General features: G+C 68.4%; 8 protein-coding genes and 1 pseudogene. 8 read left to right on the forward strand and 1 reads right to left on the reverse strand.

The window, feature by feature from the left end; genetic code table 11:
• The first annotated feature begins 13 nt into the window (after positions 1–13).
• The 8 genes from trpB (at position 14) to pyk (ending at position 13,258) form a co-directional block, all read left to right on the forward strand.
• A complete protein-coding gene (gene trpB / locus BCL67_RS10515) occupies positions 14–1,333 on the forward strand; it encodes a tryptophan synthase subunit beta (RefSeq protein ID WP_106123394.1) in 1,320 nt (439 codons plus the stop codon).
• Complete coding sequence (gene trpA, locus BCL67_RS10520; RefSeq protein WP_106123395.1) at positions 1,330–2,211, forward strand: tryptophan synthase subunit alpha; 882 nt, start codon at positions 1,330–1,332, stop codon at positions 2,209–2,211. The genes trpB and trpA overlap by 4 nt, the downstream gene beginning before the upstream one ends.
• Complete coding sequence (locus BCL67_RS10525; RefSeq protein ID WP_106123396.1) at positions 2,208–3,812, forward strand: sodium-dependent transporter; 1,605 nt, start codon at positions 2,208–2,210, stop codon at positions 3,810–3,812. The genes trpA and BCL67_RS10525 overlap by 4 nt, the downstream gene beginning before the upstream one ends.
• A complete protein-coding gene (locus tag BCL67_RS10530) occupies positions 3,812–3,916 on the forward strand; it encodes a methionine/alanine import family NSS transporter small subunit (protein WP_106123397.1) in 105 nt (34 codons plus the stop codon). The genes BCL67_RS10525 and BCL67_RS10530 overlap by 1 nt, the downstream gene beginning before the upstream one ends.
• Before the next feature lie 119 nt (positions 3,917–4,035).
• Positions 4,036–5,226 (forward strand): prolipoprotein diacylglyceryl transferase, encoded by a 1,191-nt coding sequence (lgt, locus tag BCL67_RS10535; RefSeq protein ID WP_258174961.1) that lies wholly within the window; start codon positions 4,036–4,038, stop codon positions 5,224–5,226.
• 322 nt (positions 5,227–5,548) lie between these two features.
• Complete coding sequence (gltB, locus tag BCL67_RS10540) at positions 5,549–10,192, forward strand: glutamate synthase large subunit (RefSeq protein WP_106123398.1); 4,644 nt, start codon at positions 5,549–5,551, stop codon at positions 10,190–10,192.
• Entirely contained in the window at positions 10,185–11,651 is a 1,467-nt protein-coding gene (locus BCL67_RS10545) for a glutamate synthase subunit beta (protein ID WP_106123399.1), read from the forward strand. The genes gltB and BCL67_RS10545 overlap by 8 nt, the downstream gene beginning before the upstream one ends.
• A 92-nt stretch (positions 11,652–11,743) precedes the next feature.
• Positions 11,744–13,258: a pyruvate kinase gene (pyk, locus tag BCL67_RS10550; RefSeq protein ID WP_106123400.1), complete on the forward strand. Its 1,515-nt coding sequence runs from the start codon at positions 11,744–11,746 to the stop codon at positions 13,256–13,258.
• A 99-nt stretch (positions 13,259–13,357) separates the two neighbouring features.
• Here the strand turns inward: pyk and BCL67_RS10555 are convergent.
• Positions 13,358–13,523: pseudogene (locus BCL67_RS10555) on the reverse strand (IS110 family transposase); the annotation flags it as partial.

The following is a 13,523-nucleotide window of genomic DNA, read 5'->3' on the forward strand; positions in this document are numbered from 1 at the left end:
TCGAGGAGAGACCATGAGCGCTCCAGCTGAAGAGACGCGGAAGTATCGCGACCACGAAGGGCCCTACTTCGGGAACTTCGGGGGACGCTGGATGCCGGAATCTCTCGTCGCAGCCCTCGACGAGGTCGAGCAGACCTTCCGCGAGGCCAAGCAGGATCCGGAGTTCCTCGCCGAGTTCCACCGCCTCGGCCGGGACTACACCGGACGCCCCTCGCTGCTGACCGAGGTCCCCCGCTTCGCCGCCCAGGCCGGCCGCGCCCGGATCTTCCTCAAGCGCGAGGACCTCAACCACACCGGCTCGCACAAGATCAACAACGTGCTCGGGCAGGCGCTGATCGCCAAGCGCATGGGCAAGACCCGGCTGATCGCCGAGACCGGGGCCGGCCAGCACGGCGTCGCCACCGCCACCGCCGCCGCCCTGATGGGCATGGACTGCGTGGTCTACATGGGCTCCGAGGACACCCGCCGACAGGCGCTGAACGTGGCCCGGATGCGGCTGCTCGGCGCCGAGGTGGTCCCGGTGGATCACGGCGCCAAGACCTTGAAGGATGCGATCAACGAGGCGCTGCGCGACTGGGTCGCCTCGGTGGAGCACACCCACTACCTGCTGGGCACCGTCGCCGGGCCGCACCCGTTCCCCGAGATGGTCCGCTGGTTCCACCAGGTCATCGGCGACGAGGCCCGCGAGCAGATCCTCGCCATGGAGGGACGCCTGCCCGACGTCGTCGCCGCATGCGTCGGCGGCGGTTCCAACGCGATGGGCCTCTTCCACGGCTTCCTGGACGACCCGGAGGTCGCCCTCTACGGCTTCGAGGCCGGCGGCGACGGGGTCGAGACCGGCCGGCACGCCTCGGCCATCACGCTCGGCCGCTCCGGGGTGCTGCACGGTGCCCGCTCCTTCCTGATGCAGGACGAGGACGGCCAGACGGTGGACTCGCACTCGATCTCCGCCGGCCTGGACTACCCCTCGGTCGGCCCCGAGCACGCCTACCTCGCCGAGATCGGACGGGCCACCTACGAACCGGTCACCGACTCCGAGTGCATGGCCTCCTTCGAGATGCTCTGCCGCACCGAGGGCATCATCCCCGCCATCGAGTCGGCCCACGCGCTGGCCGGCGCCGCCCGGCTCTCCCGCAGCTGGGGTGAGGACGGGGAAGGCAAGATCATCATGATCAATCTCTCCGGGCGCGGCGACAAGGACGTGGAGACCGCCGCTGAATGGTTCCGGATGCTTCCGGGCCAGGAGAACGACCCGGTGGCCGAGACCGAGACCGCAGAGAATACCGGGGATGAGAGCCCGTCCCCGGCACCCGAGACGGGAGTCCAGGCATGAGCACCGAAGCCACCCACACGGGGTCCGCCACCCAGGCCCCGAACACCGATGCCCCGAACACCGATGCCCCGAACCCGCAGGCGCCGAAGACCGCGTCCAAGACCGCCGACGCCATCGAGGCGGCCCGCGCCCAGGGCCGGGCCGCGTTCATCGGCTATCTTCCCGCCGGCTACCCGGACAAGGAGACCTCCATCGCGGCGGCCATCGAGCTGGCCCGCAACGGCGCCGACGTGATCGAGATCGGCGTGCCCTATTCCGATCCCGTGATGGACGGCCCGGTCATCCAGCAGGCCACCACCGAGGTGCTGGCCCGCGGGTTCAAGCTGCCGGAGGTCTTCGAGATCGTGGAAGCCGTGGTCAAGGCCACCGATGCCGCGGTCCTGGTGATGACCTACTACAACCTGATCGACCGGATGGGCGCGGAGGAGTTCGCGCGTCGACTGGCCGAGGTCGGCGGCGCCGGCGCGATCACCCCGGATCTGATCCCCGATGAGGGCCGCGAGTGGATCGCGGCCACCGAGAAGCACGGACTCGACCGGGTCTTCCTCACCGCACCGACCTCCTCGCCCGAGCGGGTCGCGCAGATCGTCTCCGCCTCGCGCGGGTTCGTCTACGGCGTCTCCGTGATGGGGGTGACCGGTGCCCGCGATCAGGTCTCCGACGCCGCCGAGCGCGTGGTCACCGCCGCCCGCGGCGCAGGCGCCGAGCGGGTCTGTGTCGGACTCGGGGTCTCCACCCGGGCCCACGTCGAGGAGATCGGCCGCTACGCCGACGGCGTCATCGTCGGCACCGCCCTGGTCGTGGCGCTGCGTGACGGCGGACCTGCCGCTGTGGCAGCCCTGACCGCCGAGCTCACGGGAGCCGAGACGGCTCGATGACCCAGCGGACGCCGGCGCGGACTCGGATCCGGGAGAGCTTCAACTCCCGGACCGTCTTCATCCTGGCGGCCGTCGGCTCTGCGGTGGGACTGGGCAACATCTGGCGGTTCCCCTATGTGACCTATGAGAACGGCGGCGGGGCGTTCCTGATCCCGTATCTGATCGCGCTGCTCACCGCCGGGCTGCCGATCCTGCTCTTCGACTACGCCCTGGGCCACCGGTTCCGCGGGTCCCCGCCGCTGGCCTTCAAGCGGCTGCACCGGCACGCCGAGCCGATCGGCTGGCTCCAGGTGGGCATCTGCTTCCTGATCTCCATCTACTACGCCGCGATCATCGCCTGGGCCGCGATGTACACCTGGTACTCCTTCACCCAGGCCTGGGGCGACGACGCCGAGAGCTTCTTCTTCACCGAATACCTCCAGTACGACGGCGCAGGCGCCGATGGCTCCGGACTCTCGGTGGACTTCGTCGCGCAGGTCGGCTGGCCGCTGATCGCCGTCTGGGTGGTGCTGCTGGTCGCCCTGGCACTCGGCGTGCGCCGCGGGATCGCCCGCGTCTCGATCTACGGCATCCCGGTGCTCTTCGTGATGTTCCTGATCCTGGTCGGCTACTCGCTGACCCTCGACGGCGCGCTCACCGGGCTCAACGCCCTGTTCACCCCGGACTGGAGCGCGCTGACCAGCGGGACCGTCTGGATCCAGGCCTACGGGCAGATCTTCTTCAGCCTCTCGGTGGGCTTCGGCATCATGATCACCTACGCCTCCTACCTGAAACGGAAGTCCAATGCCACCGGCTCCGGCCTGGTCGTCGGGTTCGCGAACTCCTCCTTCGAGCTGCTCGCCGCCATCGGCGTCTTCTCCGCGCTGGGCTTCATCGCCGTCGCCGCGAACACCGCGGTCGAGGAGGTCGCCACCTCCGGGCTCGGGCTGGCCTTCGTCGCCTTCCCGACGATCATCAGCGAGGCGCCCGCCTCGGCCCTGCTCGGCGTGCTCTTCTTCGGCTCGCTGACCCTGGCCGGGATCACGTCGCAGATCTCGGTGCTGGAGGTCGCCATCTCGTCGGTGAAGGACAAGACCGGCTGGTCCCGACCGGTGACGGTCGCGCTCGTCGGAGGCTCCAGCGCGCTGGTCTCCGTGGTGCTGCTCGGCGGAGTCTCCGGGCTCACGGTGCTCGACGTGATCGACGCCTTCTCCAACAACATCGGCATCGTCGCCGCGGCCTTCATCGCGGTGCTGGCCGTCACCTGGGGCTTCCGCCGGCTCGACGTGCTGGCCGACGGGATGAACGCCTACGGCTCGATCAAGCTGGGATTCATCTGGAAGTCCCTGATCGGAGTGGTCCTCCCGCTGGTCCTGGGTGTGCTGCTGGTCATGGACATCCGGACCAAGGTCACCGAGGGCTACGGCGGGTTCGACACCTGGGTGGTGATGACCTTCGGCTGGGGCGCCCTGGGCTTCGTGGTGGTGGCCGCCGTGGTGCTGACCGCCCTGCCCTGGCGAACCGACTCCGCGCTGCATGCCGAGGTGCTCGAGGAAGAGCCTGACTCCGAGCCCGCGGCTCACATCGAGAATTCCGCCCACCGAAGAGGAGCCCGAGACTGATGGAGACCGACGCGCTGATCATGATGATCGTGGCCCTGGTGACGGTCTGGGGCGGACTCGTCGCCGCCGTCGTCCATCTCAGGCGGAACCCCGACAGCTCCTAGCGGCCGCCGCGCCTGCTGGTCGCACTCGCCAGCCCCAGGCCATAGACTGCACCGGATCACGAATTCAGCCCGTCCCCAGCTCAGCCGGGGGAGGGTGACTCACCCCGCGAAAGGACACCGTGTCTTACACTTCCAGTCCGGTCAGCGCCCTGCAGACCGCCGCTGAGGCCACCGCCTCGGCGACGGCGCAGATCAGCGCAGCCTTCCCCGCCCCGCCCACAGACGGGATTGACCTCGTCGGACCGCTGCGGATCGGGTTCTACGGTCTGGCGATCGGTCTGGGCATCCTGGTGGCGTACTTCGTCGCCAGCAGGCTCTGGAAGTCCCGCGGCGGAAGCCCCGAGAATGTGTTCGACGCGCTCATCTGGGCCGTGCTGCTGGGCATCGTGGGCGGTCGGCTCTATCACGTCATCACCTCCCCGGACGCCTACTTCGGCGAGGGCGGCGACCTCTCGCTGATCCCGCAGGTCTGGCTCGGCGGCCTCGGCATCGTCGGCGCCGTGGCGCTGGGCGCCGTCGGCGTCTGGTTCGCCTGCCGTCGCTACGGGATGAAGTTCGGCGCCTTCGCCGACGCCCTCGTACCTGGTGTGATCCTGGCCCAGGCCATCGGACGCTGGGGCAACTGGTTCAACCAGGAGCTCTACGGAGCCCCCACCAACCTGCCCTGGGGCCTGGAGATCGACACCAGCCAGCGCCACCAGGCGCCGCCGCTGGGCGCCGGGGAGAGCACGCTGTTCCACCCCACCTTCCTCTACGAGAGCCTCTGGAACCTGATCGGCTTCTTCCTGCTCATCGCGCTCTACCGCCGGTTCGCCGTGAAGCAGGGACTCCTGGTCTGGACCTACGTGGCCTACTACTCGCTGGGCCGCTTCTGGATCGAGTCGCTGCGCATCGACGAGATGACCAAGTCCACCCAGTGGATCAACCTCTTCGGCCTGGAATGGCGACTGAACATGTGGATGTCGGTGTTCCTCTTCGTCCTGGCGCTGGCCATGATGATCTGGCTCTGGACCCGCCGTCCGCGCACCGAGGCGGCACTGGCCGAGGAGCTGGAGATCTACCGCCCCGGACAGGGTCCGCGCGGATCTGAGGACCACGCCGCGCTTGCCGCCGCGACCACCGGTGATTCCGCCCTGGGCGAGACCGACGACGACGCCGGCGCGGTCAAGACCTCCACGAAGACCAGCGCCGCGACCTCCACCGAGACCAGCGCTGCGACCTCCACCGAGGCCAGCACGGAGACCCCGGTCGGGGATGAATCGGGCGAGGCGGCGCCGGACGCCACTGAGGCGGACAGTCCCAGATCCTGAGATCGGACTTGCAACCCGCAGGTCCGAGTTGGAAGATTGGTCTCATCCCCTGGTGTCAGCGGGAGGACCACGACGGCGGCGCGCCGACCAACCCGCGTCGTCGCAGTCACGCGCCGGGACACACCCCGTAGAGCGCGCAGGTCACATACGACGCTGCGTCATGCAGGACTGAAGACCGACGGAACACTGAAGACTTGATTGCCGACCGGGACGCACAGTTCCGAAGACCTGGCAGAATGAGCTCAGACTCCGTGCACCATAGAAGGGGCCGATGATGTCCCCTCCCCATGAAACGTCCGCATGCGGAGGAAGGAAGACCTTCATGTCTACTCCCGGATCACCAGGGTTCGAGGCAGCTGCCACAGCAGGCTCGCCCCAGATCATGAGTCCCTATCAGCGCTTTGCCGCCTTCCCTGAGAAGGCTGGTCTCTACGACCCGGCCAACGAGCACGAGAACTGCGGCATGGCCGCGGTGGCCACGCTGCGCGGAGTCCCCGGCCACGACATCGTGGACCACGCCCTCGTGGCGCTGCGCAACCTCGAGCACCGCGGTGCCGTGGGCGGCGACGTGGGCACCGGCGACGGCGCCGGACTGCTCACCCAGATCCCCGACGAGTTCTTCCGTGCGGTCACCGAGTTCGAGCTGCCGCCGATGGGGGAGTACCTCGCCGGCACCGCGTTCCTGCCGCAGTCACCCGCTGAGCGCGAGCAGATGTGTGCCAGCTTCGGCGAGCTCGCCGAGGAGCAGGGCCTCTCCGTCCTGGGCTGGCGCGACGTCCCCGTGGACGCCTCGATGATCGGCACCCTGGCCAAGGAGTCCATGCCGTACTTCCGGCAGGTCTTCATCGGCTTCGCCCCGGAAGACTCCATGGCCTACCAGGAGTCCGCCTCCGGCACGCTGGATCAGCGCGGCTGGCGGCTGCGCAAGCGCGGGCAGAACCGGCTCGGCGTCTACTTCCCCTCGCTGTCCTCGAAGACCATCACCTATAAGGGGATGCTCACCACCGCGCAGCTGGAGCCCTTCTTCCCGGACCTCTCCGACGAGCGGTACAAGACCACGCTGGGCATCGTGCACTCCCGCTTCTCCACCAACACCTTCCCCTCCTGGCCGCTGGCCCAGCCGCTGCGCAACATCGCGCACAACGGTGAGATCAACACCGTCAAGGGCAACCGCAACTGGATGCGCGCCCGGCAGTCGGTCATGGCCTCGGAGCTGCTCGGCGAGGACCCGGAGTCGCTGTTCCCGATCTGCACCCCCGGCGCCTCGGACTCGACCAGCTTCGACGAGGCCGCCGAGCTGCTGATGCTCTCCGGCCGTCCGCTGGCCCAGTCGATGCGCATGATGATCCCCGAGGCCTGGGAGAACCACGAGACCATGGACCCCGGTCTGCGGGCGTTCTACCAGTACCACGCACAGCTCATGGAGGCCTGGGACGGTCCCGCCGCGATCGCCTTCACCGACGGTCGCCAGGTCGGTGCGATGCTCGACCGCAACGGCCTGCGTCCGGCCCGCTACTGGGTCACCGACGACGGCCTCGTCGTGATGTCCTCCGAGGTCGGCGTCCTGGACCTCGAGCCCTCCTCGATCGTGCGCAAGGGCCGGGTCGCCCCGGGCATGATGCTGCTGCTCGACACCGTCGAGGGCCGGATCATCGAGGACGAGGAGATCAAGGCTGAGCTCGCCTCCTCGGCACCCTGGGCCGACTGGGTCCAGGAGAACCTGGTGAAGCTCGCCGACCTCCCGGAGCGGCTGCACGTGCGCCACCCCTCGGAGTCGGTCCGGCTGCGCCAGCAGACCTTCGGCTACACCCACGAGGAGCTGCGCGTGCTCATCGGCCCGATGGCCACCGCCGGCGCCGAGCCGCTGGGCGCCATGGGCACCGACACCCCCATCGCGGTGCTCGCCGACCGGCCCCGGCTGCTCTTCGACTACTTCGTGCAGACCTTCGCCCAGGTGACCAACCCGCCGCTGGACGCGATCCGCGAGGAGCTGGTGACCTCCCTCGGGCTGCACATCGGCCCCAACGGGAACCTGCTCAGCAACGAACAGGTCCGCTCCCGGCAGGTCGCGCTGGATTTCCCGGTGATCAACAACGACGAGCTCGCCAAGATCGCCAACATCCGCAACGACGACGGCGCGAAGATCGCCCTGAAGGTCCGCGCGCTCTACCGCGCCGGATCCAAGGAGGAGGAGCTGCGCCAGCGGATCCGTGAGATCTGCGAGAAGGTCTCCGCCGCGGTCAACCGCGGGGTCAGCTACATCGTGATCTCCGATCGCGACTCCAACGCCCAGTGGGCGCCGATCCCGTCGCTGCTGATGCTCTCCGCGATCCACCACCACCTGCTGAAGTCGGCCAACCGGACCAAGGTCTCGCTGGTCGTCGAAGCCGGTGACGTGCGCGAGGTCCACCACGTGGCCTGCCTGATCGGCTACGGCGCCGCCGCGGTGAACCCCTACCTGGCCATGGAGACTGCCGAGGACATGGTCCGTCGCGGCGAGCTCACCGCGGTCAACGAGGAGCAGGCGGTGCACAACCTGCTCACCGCGCTGGGCAAGGGCGTGCTGAAGATCATGTCCAAGATGGGCATCTCCACCGTCGCCTCCTACTGCGGCGCGCAGACCTTCGAAGCCGTGGGCCTGGCGCAGAACGTCGTGGACCAGTACTTCTCCGGCACCCACTCGCCGATGGGCGGCGTCGGGCTCGACGTGCTCTCCGCCGAGACCCTGGAGCGGCACTCCCGCGCCTACCCGGCCGACGGCAACGACCTCGGTCGCGGCAACGAGCTCGAGATCGGCGGCGAATACCAGTGGCGCCGTGAGGGCCCGCCGCACCTGTTCAACCCGCAGACCATCTTCAAGCTGCAGCACTCCACCAAGACCCGGCGCTACGACATCTTCAAGCAGTACTCCAAGTATGTCGACGACCAGTCCGAGGAGCTGCTGACCCTGCGCGGGCTCTTCAAGCTGAGCTCCGACCGGCAGCCGGTGCCCATCGAAGAGGTCGAGTCCGTCGCCGAGATCGTCAAGCGGTTCAACACCGGGGCGATGAGCTACGGCTCCATCTCCCAGGAGGCCCACGAGACCCTCGCGATCGCGATGAACCGGCTCGGCGGACGCTCCAACACCGGTGAGGGCGGCGAGCACCCGGCCCGCCTGGAGGACCCCGAGCGGCGCTCGGCGGTCAAGCAGATCGCGTCCGGACGCTTCGGCGTCACCAGCCAGTACCTGACCCACGCCGATGACCTGCAGATCAAGATGGCCCAGGGAGCCAAGCCCGGTGAGGGCGGCCAGCTCATGGGCAAGAAGGTCTACCCCTGGGTGGCCGAGACCCGGCACTCCACCCCCGGCGTCGCGCTGGTCTCACCCCCGCCGCACCACGACATCTACTCCATCGAGGACCTGGCCCAGCTGATCTTCGACCTCAAGCGCGCCAACACCGGCGCCCGGGTCCACGTGAAGCTGGTCTCGCTGCACGGAGTCGGCACCGTCGCGGCCGGCGTGACCAAGGCCAAGGCCGACGTCGTGCTGATCTCCGGGCACGACGGCGGCACCGGCGCCTCCCCGCTGAACTCGCTCAAGCACGCGGGCACCCCCTGGGAGCTCGGGCTGGCCGAGGCGCAGCAGACGCTGATGCTCAACGGGCTGCGCGAACGCGTCACCGTGCAGGTCGACGGGCAGCTCAAGACCGGACGCGACGTGATCATCGCCGCGCTGCTCGGCGCCGAGGAATACGGCTTCGCCACCGCCCCGCTGGTGGTCTCGGGCTGCATCATGATGCGCGTGTGCCACCTGGACACCTGCCCGGTCGGCGTCGCCACCCAGAACCCGGTGCTGCGCGACCGCTACACCGGCCAGGCCGACCACGTGGTGAACTTCTTCGAGTTCGTCGCCCAGGAGGTCCGGGAATACCTGGCCGAGCTGGGCTTCCGCACCCTGGACGAGGCCATCGGCCACGTCGACGCGATCGACATGGACGACGCGAAGCGGCACTGGAAGTCCTCCGGACTCGATCTCGGCGCCGTGCTGGACAGCTACGACCCCAACGACCCGGTGACCGCCTCGATGCTGCGCCGCACCCGCGGGCAGGACCACGAGCTGGAGAAGCACTTCGACATGGGCCTGATCCAGCTCGCCGGCTCCGCGATCACCCACGGCGAGAAGGTCCACATCGAGAAGAAGGTCATCAACACCGACCGCTCGGTGGGCACCATGCTCGGCCACGAGGTGACCAAGGCGCGGGGGCTCAAGACGCTGGAGAACAACACCATCGTCGTGGAGCTCACCGGTGAGGCCGGACAGTCCCTCGGGGCCTTCCTGCCCCACGGGATCACCCTGCACCTCTCCGGGGACGCCAACGACTACGTCGGCAAGGGACTCTCCGGCGGGCGGATCATCGCCCACCCGGACCCTGAAGCTCCGCTGGTGGCAGAGCAGAACGTCATCGCCGGCAACGTGATCGGCTACGGCGCCACCGCCGGCGAGATGTTCCTGCGCGGCCAGGTCGGCGAACGCTTCCTGGTCCGCAACTCCGGGGCCACCGCGGTGGTCGAAGGCATCGGCGACCACGGCTGTGAGTACATGACCGGCGGCCAGGCGCTGATCCTGGGCCCCACCGGCCGCAACTTCGGAGCCGGCATGTCCGGAGGCACCGCGTTCCTGCTGGACTTCGACGAGCAGAAGGTCAACTCACAGGCCCACCGCAACGGTGACCTGCTGCTGCTCGAGCCCGACGAGGAGGATCGCGCGATCATCGGCGACCTGCTGCGCCGGCACCATGAGGAGACCGGCAGCGCTGTGGCCGAGGCCCTGCTGCAAGACCCTGAGAAGACCTACTCGCGGATCACCAAGGTGCTCCCGCGCGACTACGACGCCGTGCTGCGCGCCCGTTCCAGCGCCCTCGACGAGGGCCTGGATCCCAACGGGGACGCCGTATGGCAGAAGATTCTGGAGGCGACCCGTGGCTGATCCGCGTGGATTTCTAAAGCATCGAGAGCGCCAGGACCGGCCCTCTCGTCCCGTCCCGGTGCGCATCATGGATTTCAGCGAGGTCTATGACCGCAATGAGCGCGGCATCGTGCAGACCCAGGCGAGCCGCTGCATGGACTGCGGCGTCGCGTTCTGCCACACCGGCTGCCCGCTCGGGAACCTGATCCCGGAGTGGAACGACCTGATCTGGCGCGACCAGTGGGAGGAGGCCTCCTCCCGGCTGCACATGACCAACAACTTCCCGGAGTTCACCGGGCGGATCTGCCCGGCCCCCTGTGAGACCTCCTGCGTGCTGAGCATCAACCAGCCCGCCGTGACGATCAAGCAGTCCGAGGTCTCGATCGCGGACGAGGCGATCGCCCGCGGCTACGTGGAACCGGTGCTGCCCCAGCGGCTCACCGGCAAGACCGTCGCCGTGGTGGGCTCCGGCCCGGCCGGCCTCGCCGCCGCCCAGCAGCTCACCCGCGCCGGGCACACCGTGGCGGTCTACGAGCGCGACGACCGGCTCGGCGGGCTGCTGCGCTACGGCATCCCGGACTTCAAGATGGAGAAGCACCACGTCGAGTTCCGCATCGACCAGATGCGCGCCGAGGGCACCCGCTTCTACACCTCCACCGAGATCGGCTCCGACATCACCTGGGACGCCCTGGAAGCCAGCTATGACGCGGTCATCCTGGCCACCGGCGCCATGGTCCCGCGCGATCTGGGCATCACCGGGCGCGAGCTGCACGGGGTCCACTTCGCCATGGAGTACCTGGTGCAGTCCAACAAGGTCACCTCCGGGGATCAGGTCGAGGACCAGATCCGCGCGGACGGCAAGCACGTCGTCGTCCTCGGCGGCGGCGACACCGGTGCCGACTGCATCGGCACCGCGCACCGCCACGGCGCCGCCTCGGTGACCACCCTCGCGATCGGCAAGGAGCTCCCCTCGGATCGCCCCGATCACGAGCCCTGGCCGATGGACCCCCGGGTCTTCGAGCTGACCAGCGCCGATGAAGAGGGCGGGGAGCGCAGCTACCTGGCCTCCACCGTGGAGTTCCTCGCGGACTCCAACGGTCAGGTGCGCGCCCTGAAGGTCGCCGAGACCCAGTACAACCCCGACGGCTCCCGCTCGCCGAAGCCCGGTTCGGAGCGCGAGATCCCCGCCGATCTGGTGCTGCTGGCGCTGGGCTTCACCGGCGCGGAGTCCGACACGCTCACCGAGCAGCTCTCGCTGGAGTTCGACAAGCGCGGGAACATCACCCGGGCCGAGGACTACCAGACTTCGATGGAGGGCGTCTTCGCCATCGGTGATGCCGGACGCGGGGCCTCCCTGGTCGTCTGGGCCATCGCCGAAGGCCGTGCGGCAGCCGCGAAGGTGGACGAATACCTCGAAGGCGCGACCAGGCTCCCCGCCCCGGTCAAGCCCTCGGATCGTGCGATTTCGCTCACAGGCTGACTGTTATAGGCTCGAACACGTTCAATCCTGGTCCAGTGTCGTGCCAGTCCATCAACTCGCTTATCAGCACAATAGATAGGACAAGGTGAGACATGAGACACGCCAAGATCGTCGCCACATTCGGCCCCGCCACTGCAGGCTATGAGATGACCCGCAAGCTCGTGGAGGCCGGTGTCGACGTCGCCCGGGTGAACATGAGCCACGGCGACTACAGCGTCCACGAGGACACCTACAACACCGTCCGCGAGGTCTCCAAGGACCTGCGCCGCGCCGTCGGCATCTTCGCCGACCTGCAGGGCCCGAAGATCCGGCTCGGCCGCTTCATCGAGGGCGAGCACACCCTCGAGGTCGGCGACCGCTTCACCATCACCATCGACGACATCCAGGGCACCAAGGACCGGTGCTCAACGACGTTCAAGGGCCTGCCCGGGGACGTCAACGTCGGTGACACCCTGCTGATCGACGACGGCAAGGTCTCGCTGCGCGCCCTGGAGGTCACCGACACCGATGTCCTCACCGAGGTCACCGTGCCCGGCAAGGTCTCGAACAACAAGGGCATCAACCTGCCCGGCGTCGCCGTGTCAGTGCCCGCGATGTCCGAGAAGGACGAAGAGGATCTCCGCTGGGCGCTGCGCACCGGATTCGACATGGTCGCGCTGTCCTTCGTCCGTGACGCCGCAGACATCGAAGCCGTGCACCGGATCATGGACGAGGAGGGACGCCGCGTCCCGGTCATCGCCAAGGTCGAGAAGCCCCAGGCGGTGGAGGCGCTGCAGGACATCGTCGACGCCTTCGACGCCGTCATGGTCGCCCGCGGCGACCTCGGCGTGGAGCTGCCGCTGGAAGAGGTCCCGTTGGTGCAGAAGCGCGCCGTGGAGCTCGCCCGCCGCTGGGCCAAGCCGGTCATCGTCGCCACCCAGGTGCTGGAATCCATGATCGACAGCCCCCGGCCGACCCGCGCGGAGGCCTCCGACTGCGCCAACGCGGTGCTCGACGGCGCCGATGCGGTCATGCTCTCCGGCGAGACCTCCGTGGGCCAGTTCCCGGTGGAGACCGTGGAGACCATGTCCCGGATCATCGAGACCACCGAGACCAAGGGCCTGAGCCGGATCCCCGAGCTGGGCACCAAGCCCAAGACCCGCGGCGGTGCGATCACCCGCGCCGCCAAGGAGATCGCGGACCAGCTCGACATCGAGCACCTGACCACCTTCACCCGGTCCGGCGACTCCGCCCGGAGGCTCTCCCGGCTGCGCCCGAAGCAGAACATCTTCGCGTTCACCCATGTCGAGCACACGCACAACATCCTGACCCTGTCCTGGGGCGTGCAGCCACGCTGGGTGGAGTTCGTCACCCACACCGACACCATGACCGCCCAGGTGGACAAGCTGCTGCTCGAGGAGAGCACCGCCGAACTCGGACAGCTCGTCGTGATCGCCGCCGGTTCCCCTCCAGGACAGGCCGGGACCACCAACATGGTCAAGGTCCACCGGATCGGTGACCTGCACGATGCCAACGACATCGAGACCCTGCGCCGCGGCGACACCGCCCCGGCGAACAAGGAGCCTGTCGGACCCTGGCCCGCGGCCAGCGCCTCCAGCCCGTCCTAGTTGTAAGAGGGCGTGACGTTATTGACACCGATCGGGACCAGTGAGGCCGGCGGCATCTCACCACAGGCAGTATGAGGACGATGGACTCTTCTATGTCTGTCAAGCAACGAGTGGGATCCTGTGGGAGTTTTCCAGGGCACGGTAGATCCGGCGGGCGAGGTATCGCTTGAGGCAGCGTCGGATCTCCTTGTTGGTGAGCCCTTCAGCCCGACGTTTGGCGACGTAGGCACGTGTCTCAGGATTGTGGGCCATGAGGGCGACCGTG

It is taken from the genome of Nesterenkonia sandarakina (assembly GCF_003003175.1).
In the GTDB taxonomy this organism is placed as follows: domain Bacteria; phylum Actinomycetota; class Actinomycetes; order Actinomycetales; family Micrococcaceae; genus Nesterenkonia; species Nesterenkonia sandarakina_A.

What these genes read in the sequence shown, in the direction of transcription:
- pyk (WP_106123400.1), top strand. Translation starts at nt 11,744, where the DNA reads ATGAGACACGCCAAGATCGTCGCCACATTCGGCCCCGCCACTGCAGGC.
- trpB (WP_106123394.1), top strand. Translation starts at nt 14, where the DNA reads ATGAGCGCTCCAGCTGAAGAGACGCGGAAGTATCGCGACCACGAAGGG.
- BCL67_RS10525 (WP_106123396.1), top strand. Translation starts at nt 2,208, where the DNA reads ATGACCCAGCGGACGCCGGCGCGGACTCGGATCCGGGAGAGCTTCAAC.
- gltB (WP_106123398.1), top strand. Translation starts at nt 5,549, where the DNA reads ATGTCTACTCCCGGATCACCAGGGTTCGAGGCAGCTGCCACAGCAGGC.
- trpA (WP_106123395.1), top strand. Translation starts at nt 1,330, where the DNA reads ATGAGCACCGAAGCCACCCACACGGGGTCCGCCACCCAGGCCCCGAAC.
- BCL67_RS10530 (WP_106123397.1), top strand. Translation starts at nt 3,812, where the DNA reads ATGGAGACCGACGCGCTGATCATGATGATCGTGGCCCTGGTGACGGTC.